This is a genomic window from Mesorhizobium sp. MC2-1-1, assembly GCF_057597255.1.
Window position 1 is genome coordinate 2836575 of sequence record NZ_CP195205.1, and the last position, 14956, is coordinate 2851530.

13 protein-coding genes and 1 pseudogene are annotated in these 14956 nt (G+C 64.1%); 5 read left to right on the plus strand and 9 right to left on the minus strand.

Annotated features, from left to right (window positions below; translation table 11 throughout):
- Positions 1-3 precede the first annotated feature (3 nt).
- A complete protein-coding gene (locus tag ACR64R_RS14100; protein WP_487362221.1) occupies positions 4-933 on the minus strand; it encodes a LysR family transcriptional regulator in 930 nt (309 codons plus the stop codon).
- Between the two features lie 57 nt (positions 934-990).
- Between ACR64R_RS14100 and ACR64R_RS14105 the strand changes: the two genes are divergently transcribed.
- Positions 991-1269, plus strand: a complete 279-nt coding sequence (locus tag ACR64R_RS14105; RefSeq protein WP_487362222.1) for a hypothetical protein — start codon at positions 991-993, stop codon at positions 1267-1269.
- 36 nt (positions 1270-1305) lie between these two features.
- Here the strand turns inward: ACR64R_RS14105 and ACR64R_RS14110 are convergent, their stop codons facing one another.
- Genes ACR64R_RS14110 through ACR64R_RS14120 form a run of 3 tightly spaced genes read right to left on the minus strand, consistent with a single transcriptional unit; the run spans position 1306 to position 3712 of the window.
- Complete coding sequence (locus ACR64R_RS14110; protein ID WP_487362223.1) at positions 1306-1980, minus strand: DUF1028 domain-containing protein; 675 nt, start codon at positions 1978-1980, stop codon at positions 1306-1308.
- A gap of 5 nt (positions 1981-1985) precedes the next feature.
- The gene (locus tag ACR64R_RS14115) at positions 1986-2402 is read right to left on the minus strand and encodes a RidA family protein (protein WP_487362224.1); all 417 of its coding nucleotides are present in this window, start codon (positions 2400-2402) and stop codon (positions 1986-1988) included.
- A gap of 35 nt (positions 2403-2437) precedes the next feature.
- Positions 2438-3712 (minus strand): flavin-containing monooxygenase, encoded by a 1275-nt coding sequence (locus ACR64R_RS14120; protein WP_487362225.1) that lies wholly within the window; start codon positions 3710-3712, stop codon positions 2438-2440.
- 464 nt (positions 3713-4176) lie between these two features.
- Between ACR64R_RS14120 and ACR64R_RS14125 the strand changes: the two are divergent.
- The 3 genes and pseudogenes from ACR64R_RS14125 to ACR64R_RS14135 all read left to right on the plus strand — a co-directional run.
- Positions 4177-4338, plus strand: a pseudogene (locus tag ACR64R_RS14125) (hypothetical protein); the annotation flags it as partial.
- Positions 4280-4447 (plus strand): hypothetical protein, encoded by a 168-nt coding sequence (locus tag ACR64R_RS14130; protein ID WP_487362594.1) that lies wholly within the window; start codon positions 4280-4282, stop codon positions 4445-4447. The pseudogene ACR64R_RS14125 and the gene ACR64R_RS14130, both read left to right, overlap by 59 nt.
- Before the next feature lie 20 nt (positions 4448-4467).
- Positions 4468-6087 carry a GMC family oxidoreductase gene (locus tag ACR64R_RS14135; protein WP_487362439.1) on the plus strand — a complete coding sequence of 540 codons (1620 nt, stop codon included), beginning with the start codon at positions 4468-4470 and terminating at the stop codon, positions 6085-6087.
- Positions 6088-6244: 157 nt separating this feature from the next.
- Here ACR64R_RS14135 and ACR64R_RS14140 read toward each other — a convergent pair whose 3' ends face one another.
- From ACR64R_RS14140 to ACR64R_RS14150, 3 genes are all read right to left on the minus strand, one after another.
- Positions 6245-7003, minus strand: a complete 759-nt coding sequence (locus ACR64R_RS14140) for an ABC transporter ATP-binding protein (protein WP_487362440.1) — start codon at positions 7001-7003, stop codon at positions 6245-6247.
- Between the two features lie 122 nt (positions 7004-7125).
- Positions 7126-7929: an ABC transporter permease gene (locus ACR64R_RS14145; protein WP_487362226.1), complete on the minus strand. Its 804-nt coding sequence runs from the start codon at positions 7927-7929 to the stop codon at positions 7126-7128.
- 177 nt (positions 7930-8106) lie between these two features.
- A complete protein-coding gene (locus ACR64R_RS14150) occupies positions 8107-9090 on the minus strand; it encodes an ABC transporter substrate-binding protein (RefSeq protein WP_487362227.1) in 984 nt (327 codons plus the stop codon).
- 312 nt (positions 9091-9402) lie between these two features.
- Here ACR64R_RS14150 and ACR64R_RS14155 point away from each other — a divergent pair, with 312 nt between their 5' ends.
- A complete protein-coding gene (locus tag ACR64R_RS14155; protein ID WP_487362228.1) occupies positions 9403-11436 on the plus strand; it encodes a YgiQ family radical SAM protein in 2034 nt (677 codons plus the stop codon).
- Between the two features lie 94 nt (positions 11437-11530).
- Here the strand turns inward: ACR64R_RS14155 and ACR64R_RS14160 are convergent, their stop codons facing one another.
- Both ACR64R_RS14160 and ACR64R_RS14165 read right to left on the minus strand, forming a co-directional pair.
- The gene (locus tag ACR64R_RS14160) at positions 11531-12811 is read right to left on the minus strand and encodes an RsmB/NOP family class I SAM-dependent RNA methyltransferase (RefSeq protein WP_487362229.1); all 1281 of its coding nucleotides are present in this window, start codon (positions 12809-12811) and stop codon (positions 11531-11533) included.
- A 327-nt stretch (positions 12812-13138) separates the two neighbouring features.
- Positions 13139-14539 carry an NAD(P)-dependent oxidoreductase gene (locus ACR64R_RS14165; RefSeq protein WP_487362230.1) on the minus strand — a complete coding sequence of 467 codons (1401 nt, stop codon included), beginning with the start codon at positions 14537-14539 and terminating at the stop codon, positions 13139-13141.
- Positions 14540-14956: the final 417 nt, after the last annotated feature.

A 14956-nucleotide genomic window follows, 5' to 3' on the forward strand; every position in this document is an offset into this window, starting at 1 on the left:
CCCTCATTTGACGATCCGTTCTGTGCCGAAGACGCCTTGTTCGACCACGAAGCGCCGGCAGTGGTCAATGAAGGCCTGCACGGTCAGCGTGCGATGCTCGGCGTTGGGCAGCGCAATTCCCATGGTGAGCGGCCTGAGATCGCCCAACAGCGGCACGAAGACCAGCAACTTGCCATCCGGCGACATGGCGTTGAGCGGCCGCATGTTTGCGATGCCGTAGCCGAAGCCGTTGGCAACCATCGAGCGCATCACGGCGATGTCGCCCGTACGCTCGGCGATCCTGGGTCGCAGACCTTGAAAAGCCGAGAGGAAATATTCGCGGCTGTAGGGCAGGTCGAGCAGCACCATCGGCTCGTCGACCAGTTCCTCGGGCGTGATGCCCTCCCTCGCCGCAAGAGGATGCGCGGCCGGCAGCATCACATAGGCCGGCAATTGTATCAGCGGCTCGAACGTCATGTCCTGCGACAGTTCGAGATCGTAGGTGAGCGCGGCGTCTATCTCGCCACGCTGCAGCATCTCGAACAACTGCCCTTGGTTGCGCTCGAACTGCCGGACGCGCACATCCGGATAGGCGTCCTCGAATTTCCGGCGCAGCGCCGGCAGCACGATCTGCGCGAAGGTGAGCAGACAGCCGACCGCCAGCGGTCCGCGGACCTTTTCGGCGATATCGCCGGCAATGTCGTGCAGCGCGTCGGCATCGTTGAGCAGCCGCGCGGCCTCCTTGAGGAACAGGCGGCCGCCCGCCGTCAATGCCAGCGCATGCGAATGCTTGCGCACGAAGAGCTGGACGCCGAATTCCGCTTCGAGCTGGGCTATCGACGCCGAGATCGAGGGCGGCGAGACGTTCACCTGCTCGGCCGCCTTGGCGATCGAGCCTGCTTCGCCAACGGCGACGAAATATTCGAGCTGTCTGAGCGTGAAACGGAGCGGCATGGGCTTCTATGATGCCCGTTTGGTCGCTGCAATCAAGTCGTGGCCGCTCCGTGGTACTTGATCCAGGTGGTCTTCAGCGCGGTTTTTGTCAAGCGCATGCAGCGACAGTCGCGCCCGAAGCCGGACTGCGTGCAGCCGAAGGGCGGCAAGGCGGTGCACGCCCGCTCGGGCCAGGCCCTCCCCAGCATCAATCCGGCCACGGCAGCGGCGCTGGCCGAGCGACTGCCCGTCGGCGCTGTTTGCGTGAACACCGGCGATGCGCAGAGCCCGATGACGTCGATGAACGCCTTGTCGCCGAAACGGATCGCGGACGCCTTGCCGACCCACTCCTTTTGAATGAGTTCCCTTATGCCGGTTCCAGAACTGACCGGACTATTCGTCACCGGGAACGCCGTAGCTCGGCGCATCGGACGGGTTGAGGGCGCGGGTGACGTATGCATCGAGCTGGGGCTTGTAGATTTCCCACAACGTAGCCAGTTGCTCGATCGGACAGGCCTCGGTCCAGTCGCAACGCAGATCGGCGACAGGCCATGACACATCGCGCACCAGCTTCATGCCGGCCGAGCGGACGGGCCCTGCCTCCCCGCCGGCCTTCAGCGCCGCACGCATCGTCGCGATCAGCCGATCGCCGAGATCGCCCTCGGAGGCGAGGAAGGCGTCGACCATGGCTTGCGGAACACCGGCGTTCGCGAGCAGGTTGCCGCCGCAGGCGACATCCTCGCCGCGCGCCTCGGCCCAGATGCCGAGCGCTCTCGGCCCCGAATGGATCGCGCTGCCGCCGGCCGTGTCCACGGCCAGGACCTGCCGGTACTCGCTGAAGGCGGCGGTACGCTTCAGGATCGCGACGGCCTCGGTGGCGGAGGCGCCCCGCGCCATAAGCTCCAGCGCCCGAGGCCCGAGTGTCGGGTCGGTGACGTTCTGACTGGCGACCGCGCCGACACCCGCTTGCGCATAAGCGCAGCGGGCCGCGACCGCGGGAGACGACGAGGACACCGCCACCCCGAACATGCCCGTGTGCCGGCAGCGCGCAACGATGGAGAACGTCATGGCGCTCAGTCCGGGATCACGGCCGTGCCGTCGATCTCGACCAGCCATTCCGGCCGCGCGAGCGCCGACACGACCAAGCCGGTCGAAACCGGATAGACCCCCTTTATGTATTCGCCCATCGTCCGGTAGACGGCCTCGCGATGGCGAACGTCGGTGATGTAGACGACCACCTTGACCAGATGCTCCATCTTGCCGCCGCACTCCTCGATGAGCTGCTTGATGTTCTGCATGACCTTGTGGGTCTGCTCGACCGGATCGTGGCTGTCGATGTTCCTGGCCGTGTCGAGATCCTGCGGGCACTGGCCACGCAGATAGACTGTGCGGCCGCCGCGCGTAACGACCGCCTGGCAGAGATCGTTGTCGAGCTTCTGTTCGGGATAGGTGTCCTTGGTGTTGAATTTACGAATTCGCGTATGCGCCATCTCGGTCTCCATCAGGGTCGGGCTCGCAGCTTTGGTCAAGCGTCCACGGGCTCGCGCTTCGCGGCGTCGTGGTAGGCCAGATATTTTCGCTGCGTCGAAATACGGTCGGCAATGTGCTTGGCATCGTGCCAGACGCCCCAGATGAAGCTCGATCCCCGCCGCGACTGCCAGGGCAGGCCCAGGAAATAGATTCCTGGCTCCGTCGAGACACCGCGATGGTGCCTTGGCCGGCCCTTGTCGTCGAAGGCGTCGACCTTCAGCCAGCTGTAGTCGACCGCGAAACCCGTCGCCCAGATGATCGTCGTGATCCCGGCCTCGGCGAGATTGAGCTCACTTATCGGATTGGCCACGCATTCCGGGTCAGGGTCGATCCGGCGTGCCGATGGCTCTTCGGGAAGGTCGAGACCATTGCGAGCGACATAGGCGTCGGCCTCGTCAAGCAGGGACATCAGGCTGGCGTCGCCGCGGGCGATGTTCCTGGCAAGGTCTGGCGCGAAGCTCATCACGCCATCCGTATAAGTCTTGGTCATGCCGACGAGCGTGAGCCCTTGCGCGGCCAGACGGCGGAAGTCGATCGTCTCGCCGCCACGCGCGCCGCTGACCGCGATCGTGACGTGCTCGGTCCCGGGCCCCGGCGTTTCGGCGTCCCATTTGCCGAGTACGCCCAGCCACCAGCAGAAGTCGCGTCCGCGATAGGCTCGCGGCGGACGGTCGTGCGGGCCGACCGAGAGGTACACGCGCCTGCCGGCGCGCAGGAGTTCGTCGGCGATCTGCACGCCCGACGAGCCGGCTCCAACCACCAGGACCGCGCCTTTTGGCAGCTGCGCCGGGTTGCGGTACGCGCTGGAATGGATTTGCAGGATGCCGCCATCCGCGGGAACGAGAGGCGGAATGACGGGGACCTGGAAAGGTCCCGTCGCGGCGACCACGCTGTTGGCTTCGATCACACCGCCCGACGTCTCGACGCGGAATCCCGGCCGCCCAGCATTCCTCTGCACGAGCTTGACCTCCACGCCACAGCGGATCGGCGCATTGATCTGCTTCGCGTAGGCGACGAAATAGTCGGCAACCTCTTCCTTGGAGGGGAATCCGTCGGGACCCGTAACGGGAAACTCCATGCCTGGGAACCGGTCATGCCAGGCCGGTCCATTGGCGACCAGCGAGTCCCAGCGCTGCGAGCGCCAGCGCTCGGCAATGCGGCCTCGTTCGAGGACGAGATGGGGTACACCGCACTTGCCCAGATGCTCGCTCATGGCCACCCCGGCCTGGCCGCCGCCAACGACGAGCGTGTCTACCTTCTCAACCGACATGTCCACGTCTCTTTCGATCGGGCTTTCGCCACTGTGATGGAGGTCCGGTTTTGCTTTTATTGACGGCCTGGCGGAGCGAAAATTATGATTTCATGTGTCAGTGCTTAGCTTATCCCTAAACGCTGGGCCAGGATCGCCGAGACACCCAATTCGAGCGATCAGGATCGGCAAGTCATTCTTTAGACATCGCAAAAAACTTAGGCAGCCCCTAAGCACGGATGCTGGAAAAAGTAATTCTTGTGGCGTGGATTTAGTGGTTCCCTGCCCACCCGCATCAGAGCGACGATGGCCGGGAGTGAAATGGCGCGAGAGACCCTTTATGCAAACGGCGCGCTGCGTGTCGGCTCCGGATTCCTGCCACGCGCCTTTCCTGTTCGCTCCATCCACGAGGCCGGCGGCGGCGTCGCCTTTGGACCGATTGGCCGATCGTCGACCTCAATCCACTCGTCGGCATTCGCAATGCGGTGCTGCGCCAGAGCCGGGACCACCAGCCGGAAACCGGCTGGGTCCCTGCGCAGAGGATCACCGTCGCCCAGGCGCTTCATGCCTACACGCTGGGAGAGGCCTTTGCTGGCCACCGGGAAGATGACGAAGGCAGTTTGGCGGCGGGAAAGCTCGCCGACTTCATCGTCCTTTCCGATGATCCGCTACGGATCGAGCCGGACAAAATCGCTGATATCGGTGCTGAAAACAATCGTCGGCGGCAAACCGGTCTGGGAAGAACCCGCGGCCTGAGGCCGCGTCTTGGGGGTTGGATGGAAGCGACGGAATTTGACTACGTCATCGTCGGCGCCGGCTCGGCCGGTTGCGTGGTCGCCAATCGGCTGAGCGCCGATCCGTCGGTCAAAGTGTGCCTGGTCGAGGCCGGCGGCAGCGACGACAGCCTCCGGGTCAAAGTGCCGGCAGGCATCCTCTCGCTCTACGGCAACCCGAACTACGACTATTGCTTCGTCGGCGTGCCGCAACCCGAACTCAACAAGCGCAGGATTCCTGTCAACCGCGGCAAGGCGCTGGGCGGCTCCAGCTCTATCAACTCGATGGTCTATATTCGCGGCGCCGCCGAGGATTATGACGAGTGGGCCTGGCTCGGCTGCGCCGGCTGGGCCTACGGCGACGTGCTGCCCGTGTTCAAGAAGCTGGAGCGCAATCTGCTCGGCCAGGACCCGCGCTATCATGGCAGCGACGGCGAGCTCCTGGTCGACAATCCGCGCGATCCGAACGTGCTTTCCGGGATGTTCGTCAAGGCCGGGAAAGATGCCGGCCTGCCCGCCAACACCGACTTCAATGCGGAAAGCCAGTTCGGCCTCGGGATCTACAACGTCACGCAGAACCGGGGACAGCGCTTCAGCAGCTTCAGCGCGTTCATGCGTCCGGTGCTTGATCGCAAGAACCTGACGCTGCTCAGCGAATGCGAGGTGATCGACCTCGTCATCGCCGACGGCCGCGCCGCGGGGATGCGCGTGCGGCACGACGGCCAGCAGAAAACGCTTTCCGCCAACCGCGAGATCGTGCTTTCGGCCGGCGCCATCAACTCGCCCAGGATCCTGATGGCGTCCGGCATCGGCCCCGCAGATGAGCTCCGGCAGATCGGCATCACGCCGGTCCTCGACCTGCCCGGCGTCGGCAAGAACCTGCAGGACCATGTCGACGGCATGATCACCGTGCGCTCCAGGAGCGCCAGGACACTCGGCCTGTCGATCGCCAACCTGCCGCGCATGGCGGCGGCGCCCTTCCAGTATTTCGCACGCCGCAAGGGCATGCTCACCACCAACTATATCGAAGCTGGCGGCTTTGCGAAGACCAGGCATGCGAACGGCCTTCCCGACATCCAGTTCCACTTCGTGCCAGGCTATCGCAGCCATCGCGGCCGGCTGATCGAATACGGCCACGGCTACGCCATCCACACCTGCGTGCTTCGGCCGAAAAGCGTGGGCGAAATCAAATTGTCACGCGACAATGCTGGACGGGACGTCCTCATCGACCACCGGTTCTTCACGCATGAAGACGACGCGATGGTGCTGGTCGAAGGCATCAAGATCGCGCGCCGGATCTTTGCCTCGTCCGAGTTCGACGAGGTGCGCGGCAAGGAGATGCTGCCGGGCAAGGATGTTAGCAGCGACGACGAGATCCTGGCCTATCTGCGCGCCGAGGCGCTGACGGTCTATCACCCGGTGGGAACCTGCAAGATGGGAACGGACGCTATGGCCGTCGTCGATCCGGTGACGCTCAAGGTGCGCGGCGTGGACGGGCTCCGGGTCGCCGATGCCTCAATCATGCCGAAGCTAATCGGCGGCAACACCAACGCGCCAAGCATGATGATCGGTCAGAAGGCTTCCGAGATGATCCTCGGCTCGGCGCATCGCGGCCAAAGGTAGGCTCCCCCCACCCTTCGACGTTTGGGGCAGTTCAGCGTTTGCACGCGGAACTGCCCCCAACTATTTGAGATCGCTCTTAAAGCGCGTCACGCGCTTTAAGTCTCTGTCTGTGCATCTCGTTCTCCCAAAACCGCTGCGCACCTTTGGGCGACATGCATTAGTGATCCTCGTCGATCTCGTCGTGCAGAAGCCCGAGGATGCGGCGCTTGAGCGCGATGAAGTCGGGTTCGAGGATCACGTCCATAGAGCGCGGCCGCGGGATGTCGACCTTGATCTCGGCCTTGATCTTGCCAGGCCGGGCCGTCATCACCAGGACGCGATCGCCGAGCACCAGCGCCTCGTCGATGTCATGGGTGACGAAGAGCACCGTCTTCTGCTGTCGCTCCCAGACGCGCAGGAGCAGCTTCTGCATGGTGCCGCGCGTCTGGCTGTCGAGCGCGCCGAACGGCTCGTCCATCAGGAGGACGGCCGGGTCGTTGGCAAGGGCGCGCGCGATCGCCACGCGCTGTTTCATGCCGCCGGAGAGCTGCGCGGGATAATGATCGGCGAAAGGCGCGAGCCCGACCTCGTTGAGATATTGGTCGACGATCTGCTTGCGCTGCTCCGCGGGCAACCCCTTGCGCTTCGGTCCATACTCGATGTTGGCGCGCACGGTGAGCCAGGGAAACAGGGTGTAGCTCTGGAACACCATGCCCCTGTCGGGGCCGGGCTCGATCACTTCCCTGCCGTCGACCTTGATGCTGCCCGAGGTCGCGTCGTTGAGGCCCGCGGCGAGATAGAGCAGGCTGGATTTGCCGCATCCCGAAGGACCGACGATGACGCAGAATTCGTTCCTGGCCACCTTGAGCGACACATCGTCCAGCGCCAGCACGCCATTGGCGTCGCCGTAGCGCAACGTCACGTCCTCGACGGCCATCGTGATGCCCGGGGCGCGCGCATCGACATTGGCGGAGGCCACACCGGCCGGATTGTTCGCCTTGATGGTTTCGGTCATCACTACCCTTGATCCGGCTGTGGTTTGCGAGGATGCGTTCAAGATCAAGGTGCCCATGGCGCGACCCTTGCCCTGAGAATGCGGAATGCCGTGTCGGTGATGAGACCCAGGAGCCCGATAGCGGCGATCGCCATGAAGATCACGTCGACCTGGAAGCCGCGCATCGCCTTGAGACTGATATAGCCGAGACCGCTCGATGCGGCCACGAGCTCGGCCACGACCAGATAAGTCCAGGCCCAACCCATGGTGACGCGAAGCGTGTCCAGGATCGTCGGAAGTGCAGCGGGGAAGATGACGTGCCATACCGCTTCGCTGCGCTTGGTGCCGAGCGTGTAAGAGGCATTGACCAGATCCCTGGAGACACCGCGCGCGCAGTCCGAGATCATCACGAGCTGCTGGAAGAACGTCCCGAAGAAGATCACCGCTATGCGCTGCTCTATGCCGATGCCGATCCAGAGAATGAACAGAGGCACGAAGGAGGTCACCGGCAGGTAGCGGATGAAATTGACCAGCGGCTCCAGCGGCGCCTGCACCGCCCGGTAGGTTCCCATCCACAGTCCCAGCGGCACCGCGATCGCCGAAGATACGATGAAGCCCAGGATCACCACCTTGGCGCTGGTCAAAGTGTGGTAGAAAAGGCTGCCGTCAAGCGACATGCGATAGGTCGTCTGCAGCACCGTTCCGGGTGTCGGCAGGAACATGTTCGGCACGATGCGGCCGTAGGACAGCAAGGCCCAGCCGCCGATCACGACAATCCACATCCCCAGCGCGAGCGACGTTGCCGTGCTGGCGGGAATGTTGGCGAATGGGGTCGTCAGGCGTGTCCACGCCGTCCGCCTCTGTGCCATAAGATGGCCTCCGTTGATTTGAGCGCGAAATTGGTGGCTTTCGGGAATACGGTGCCGGCCCCTGGAGGCCGACCAACCCTGGCTTCCCGAAAACGGCGCCGGCCCGCTCGGGGCCGCCAGCTATGGCTTCGGGAAACGGGCTCGGCCCGATGGGCCGGGCCCGTTAATGGCGAAGGCTCACTGTTCCTTGATGAAATCGGTATCGAGAATGGTCTTCGCGTCGATCGTCATCTTGAGCTTGCCGGCCTTGCCCCAGATGTCCTGGGCGAAGTTCACCAGGTCGGACGCCTCGCTCTTTTCCGGCGTGCCGAAGAATTCCAGGTTGCGGGCGCGGTCGTAGTAGCGGACGCCCTTGGCGCCGGCCGCGAAATCCTCGGGCTTCTCGAGATAGCCGCCAATGCCCTTGGCCATGATCTCATAGGCCTTGTCCGGATTGGTCTTGATGTATTCGACCGCCTTGTAATAGCCCTTGATCAGAGCCTTCACATCCTCGGGATGCTTCTCGATCAGGTCGCACTTGAGCGCGATGACGTCGACGATCAGGCCAGGAGTGGTCGTGGAATCGATCAGCACCTTGCCCTTCCCGCCCTTGCGGACCTCGGTGAGATGCGGCTCCCAGGTCACGGCGGCGGGAACCTGGCCGGCGATGAAGGCCGTCGCGGCGTCGTCGGCTGTCATGTTGGTGACGCTGACATCGTCCTCGGTCATGCCTTCCTTCTTCAGGAGGACGTTGAACCAGAATTCGGAAACGGAGCCCTCGTTCAGAGCGACAGGCTGGCCCTTCAGATCCTTGAGCGATTTGACATCGGCCTGCGTGACGACGCCGTCACCACCGTGGCTGTCATCGAGCGCCACGACATATTTGAAACAGAGCTCGTCCGAGCGGTACTTCATCAGTTCGTCGACTGTGGAGGCGGCGCCGTCGAGGTCACCGCCGGCCACGGCCGCCATGTAAAGCGCTGATTCTTCGATGACTTTCAGCTCGACGTCGACACCGGCTTCCTTGAAGTAGCCGAGGTCGCGGGCAAGGAACAGCGGCCCGTACCCCACCCAGGTGGTCATGCCGAGGCGAATGGCGCCGGCGTCGGCGGGAGCTGCAAGCCCCAAGCCCAGCAGGCCTGCGCTGACCGCGGTCAGCAGGCAATTTCGGAATGTCTTCATTATCGTGGTTCCCCATGGCTGTTGCGGCATCGGCCCCTTCAGGTGGCCTAAGCCTGCGGTGTTTCGCAGCCGCTCTCTTGTTATGCGTCGCCTCCCGGGCGGACCTAGCGTGTTCTAGGTCCCGCAAAAGAGCATCCGCGCCTGATCGTCAAAAGAAGTCTTTTTCTGTCTTTTGCTTCGCCGAAACCGAAGCAGCGGCCCCTACTCGTCGGCGGGCCTCGCTTGCTGGATTGAAGAGGTCGAGATGGAATGCACGCCATGTCTGCGGACTTTAATTGAATTCGCTTTGGCGGCGTCCTATACGTCGGACCGATGGAAACCTTAGCCAGCGCGCAAAAACAAATCACTCCGCTGTCCGGCCGCGGGCCTCATGCCGGGCGGGCGGCGCCATTCCTGCCGATGAGCCGCGTCGAGATGACGGCGCTTGGTTGGGATGAGTGCGACATCGTGCTGGTCACGGGCGATGCCTATGTGGATCATCCGAGCTTCGGCATGGCCATCATCGGCCGCCTGCTCGAATCCCAGGGTTTCAGGGTCGGCATCATCTCGCAGCCCGACTGGCAGTCGGCGGATCCGTTCAAGGTGCTGGGCAGGCCGAGGCTGTTTTTCGGCGTCACCGGCGGCAACCTCGATTCCATGGTCAACCGCTATACTTCGGACCGCAAGCTGCGCCATGACGACGCCTATACGGCGGGCGGCGAAGGCGGCAAGCGGCCGGACCGCTGCACGATCGTCTATACGCAGCGCTGTCGCGAGGCCTACAAGGATGTGCCGATCGTGCTGGGCGGCATCGAAGCCTCGCTACGCCGCATCGCCCATTACGACTACTGGTCCGACAAGGTGCGCCGCTCGATTCTGGCCGATGCCAAGGCGGATCTCTTGATCTACGGCAACGCCGAGCGCGCCGTCGTCGAGGTGGCGAACCGGCTTGCCTCCGGCGAGACGCCGCGCCAACTCGAGTCAATCAGGGGCGTCGCCCTGTTCCGCCGCGTGCCCGAGCACTTCACGGAACTGCATGCCGATGACCTCGATTCTGCCGACGAAGGCGCCAGCCGCAAGCCCGGCGACACCGTGATCAGGCTGCCATCTTTCGAACAGGTCGAGGACGATCGCGATGCCTATGCCCGCGCCTCACGCGTACTGCACCGCGAGGCTAACCCCGGCAACGCCCGCCCGCTGGTGCAGCGCCACGGCGACCGCGACCTGTGGCTCAATCCGCCGCCCATCCCGCTGACCTCCGAAGAAATGGACGCTGTTTACGACCTGCCCTACGCGCGCGCCCCGCACCCGTCCTATGGCGATGCCAAGATCCCCGCCTGGGACATGATCAAGTTTTCGGTGACGGTGATGCGCGGGTGCTTCGGCGGTTGCACGTTCTGCTCGATCACCGAGCACGAAGGTCGCATCATCCAGAACCGGTCCGAGGGCTCTATCCTGCGCGAGATCGAGAAGATCCGCGACAAGACCCCGGGCTTTACCGGAGTGATCTCCGACATCGGCGGCCCGACCGCCAATATGTACCGGATGGCCTGCAAGGACCCCAAGATCGAGGCGGCCTGCCGCCTGCCGTCCTGCGTGTTTCCCGACATCTGCCCCAACCTCAACACCTCGCATGATGACCTGATCCGGCTTTACCGCAAGGTCCGCGAGGTCAAGGGGGTCAAGAAGGTCATGGTCGCCTCCGGCGTGCGCTACGACCTGGCCGTCAAGAGCCCCGAATATGTCAAGGAACTGGTGACCCACCACGTCGGCGGCTACCTCAAAATCGCGCCCGAGCACACCGAGCGCGGGCCACTCGACAAGATGATGAAGCCCGGCATCGGCACCTATGACCGCTTCAAGGAGATGTTCGACGCGGCGGCCAAGGAAGCCGGCAAGAAATACTATCTTATTCCGTACTTCATCGCCGCCCATCCCGGCACGACCGACGAGGACATGCTCAACCTGGCGCTCTGGCTGAAGAAGAACCGGTACCGGGCCGACCAGGTGCAGACCTTCCTGCCTTCGCCCATGGCCACGGCGACGGCCATGTACCACACCGGCGTCAACACGCTGAAGGGCGTGCGGCGCGGCGCGACCGACAAGGTCGAGACCGTTCGCGGCGGACGGCAGCGCCGCCTGCACAAGGCATTCCTGCGCTACCACGACCCCGACAATTGGCCGCTGCTGCGCGATGCCTTGAAGGAGATGGGTCGCGCCGACCTCATCGGCCCTCGCCCCGACCAGCTCGTGCCCGCCCACCAGCCTCCCGGCACCGGCAAGGCCGCCGGCACCAAGCGCCCCGTGCGGCCGATCGGCAGGGGGCAGCGATTCACCACCAAGGGCGTGCCCTTTCCGAAGAAGTGAGCCGACAGAGCAATTCCAGGAAAGGCGCCTAGCGGTTTGCCGCCTGCAATTGCGTCACTCGAGGTCAGACCGGCCTATTCCGCTTTGCCCTTCGTTAGCCCGCGCCTGGTTGAGGCGAAGTGTCCCGCTGCATGACCGCGGCAAAGAAGCCGTCCGTATCATGGCGCGCGGGCGTCAGCGACAGATAGTCCGAATGAGCTGAATTCGTCAGCCGCGGCGCGGCCTCGCGCAGCGGCACGGCACGAAAGGCGGGATGCGCCGCCAGGAAAGCGGCCACCTGCTCTTCATTCTCCTCGGGCAGCATGGAGCACGTTGCGTAGACAAGCCGCCCGCCGGGCTTCACCAGACGTGCCGCGCTCGCCAGAATCCGGGCTTGCAACGACACGAGCTTGTCCAGACCCTGTTCCTCCGGCGCGCGCCAGCGTGCATCGGGATTGCGTCGCCAGGTGCCGGTGCCGCTGCATGGCGCGTCGACCAGCACGCGATCGAAACCACCCTTGTGGCGCTTGACCCAGCGATCTGTTTCGCTGGCCAGAAGCCTGGTCTCGATATTGTGCAGCCCCGCCCGCCGGAAGCGCTCGGCACTGCGCTTCAGACGGCCGTCCATGACATCGCAGGCGACGACGTGGCCCTTGTTGTTCATCAGCGCGGCGATGGCCAGTGTCTTGCCGCCGGCTCCGGCGCAGAAATCGACCACGCGCTCGCCCGGCCGGGCATCGACCAGCATGGCGACGAGCTGCGAGCCCTCGTCCTGGATGTCGACCTCGCCGCTTCTGAGCATCGGCAGGCTGGCCAGCGAGGGGCGTTCATCCAACCGAATGCCGTACGGGGCCAAGGCTGAGGGCCGCGCCTGCAAGCCAAGATCCTTCAACGCGCCAAGCATGGCCTCACGCGTCGACTTGATCGGATTGACGCGCAGGTCGAGCGGCGCCGGCGTCAGAAGCGCGGCCATCTCTTGCCTGAACGCTTCCTTGAAACGGCGCCGCATGGGACCCACCGCCCAGGAGGGACATTCGAGGCTCACTTCTTCCGGCATGCCGGGATGGTCGATCGTGCATCCCCGCAATTTGACCAGCAGCGCGTGCTCGTGATCCGTCAGCATGGCAGGCGCGAATTTCGCGCCGTTGAACAGGCGTTCGATCTGATCGGGCGTTCTGCCCTCCTTCAGCGAAAGCCACGCAAGCAGCCGGTTGCGGGGCACATCCTCGCGCCCGTGCCTGGCCAGCCACCAGCCAAGCCGTGCATGGTGTCGGAGAACCGCATAAAGCAGTTCCATGATCCGACCGCGGTCCTTGTCGCCGATATAGCGCCGGGCGCGAAACCAGGCCGAGACGACAGCGTCCGCGGGACGCGGAACACTATCGACTTCATGCATGAGTTCGATTGTGGCTTGCAGGCGGGCGGCAGGGATCACGGAACGACGGTCAGGCTGGAAAACGCCTATATAGTCGACAGAGCCGCTGCTGACCACCGTTGGCGCGTATCGGCCAGCCAAGCGCTCCAAGTCTCTTGATCGGTTGCTGATGAGACCCGAAACCGGAGCATTCTGGACCCGGAAGGCGGCGTCTCCGCCCTTGCAACGAAGGCGCCGATTTCCTGCGGAAATGTCGGCTCTATCATGGGCCGATCCAAGAGCCGCAAAGGACCAGCGGACTGAATTGTGGGTCCGGAGGCCGTCATTTCGGCAGGTTGGACGGGACGACTATTTGGAAGTGAACGGCCCGGAGAGATGATGCTTGCGTAGCAAGGTGGAGAGCCGGTTTGCCGCCTCTGCGAAGACCGCGCCTTCCGAAAGGAGCAGAGCCGGTCGTTCTTGCTCGGATGCAGCCAGGACGCGCTCCCAGAACGCGGAAACGAGAGCGGCCGACCGGGCCAGATCGGCCGCGGCGGCCTGATCTTCGGCCAGCGCCGCAAGATGCCGCGGGCTGATGCCCCCGATGCCGGGCGAGACCCTTGCTCCCATATCGACAAAGCCGGGGGGCAGCGATCCTTTCAGATTGTATATCCGACGCTCGGTGATGGCCGCGAACATCTGATCGACCGCCTGTTTGGCGCCCGCGACGCGGGAAGGATGATCCGTGTCGGCAGCGGCGTGAGGCAGAAGCTCCAGGCGCTGGCCGTGTCGTTCGACAAGCCCGAGATAAGGCAGCATTGGACCCGACAGCGTCCCGTCGCCGGTAAACAGATCGGCGTCGATCGCCGCGTGAGAGATCCGGCCCGAGGCCAGCGCACGCTCCAGCGCGGCCACATCGACCAGTTCCCCGCGGTCGTAGTTGATGAGCACGGCGCCGTGGTTGAGCGCCGAAAGCACGTCGTCGCCGATCAGACCGGCATTGGCGTATCGCTGCCGACCTGCATCGAAAGCCCCCAGGCCAAGGTGGACCGAAAGCACATCGGCGCCACGCGCGGCGTCTGCCATGCTTGCCGCGTAATCGAAGCCTTCCAGTTCGATCCATTTTTGATGCCGCGGACGGGCATAGACCACGACGCGCATTCCGAAAGCCTGGCCAAGCCTGGCGAACTCCCGGCCGATGTTGCCGTAGCCGATCACAGCCAGTCTTTTGCCTTCGAGCTTCTCGGTCGGATAATGCCGCAGATCCTTTCCGGTATCGAACTGCTCGCCGGCGACCAGGGCGTTGAGCTTGTCCACTGGCAGGTCGGGCCTGACCCTTAGCAGCGCCTTCATGGCCATCTGCGCGGTGGCGCGGCTGTTGATGCCAGGCGTGTTCATCAGGGGCGCCTCCCCGCCTTCGCCGCTGCCGCCTCCCCATGACGCCGAACCCATGTTGCCGGTGCCTGCGCCGATGCGCACGCCGCCAAGGCGAAACCTGGTCTCGGCCGGAATGAAGGTCGCGGCGGCGATGACGGCGTCGTAACGGCCGTCGCCGGCCTCGGCCAGCAACTCCTCCCGCGTGCTCAATAGCGGCAGGTAGAAGAAGTGCAGCTTGTCGGGATCGAGGCGGCCGGCCCCACTGATACCCATTTGGTGAAACGCGCCGCCCTTGGCCTGGACGTAAGCCTTGACCTCGCTGTGGTCGGGATTGCCGTCGGCCCCAAACCGGAGGCCGACAAAGTCGCAGACGAGAATGTTGGCTGATGTCATGAAGCGTCGTTTCCCTGCAGCTGTCTCCAGCTACTCCAATCCGTTATCCGATGGACAGGCGTGAAGCGGCATATCCGCGTCGCAAGCGAGAAATCTGCCCGGGGACCTGGAACCTGTCGGCCCTGAATGGCGACAGATCGACCGTCGTCGGCAATCCTACCGTCAGTTCGGCTACGACCTTGCCGGTGAAGGTATCCACGCCGGAAGCCCCTGTCACGTGAACGAGTCCGGCTACGGGTAGGAGTCCGGGATCGAAGCCTATCTGCGGACCAAGTTCGTTACCGAGATATAGGGCCGCCACGCGATGGGTGATCGCAACGATCGCCTATCCCGGGCTGCCGCTCTGCCGTGCGCTATGAGAGTCATCCGCGTCGCGGTCGCATTAGTTGACGTGGACAACCACGTATTGACTGCCGG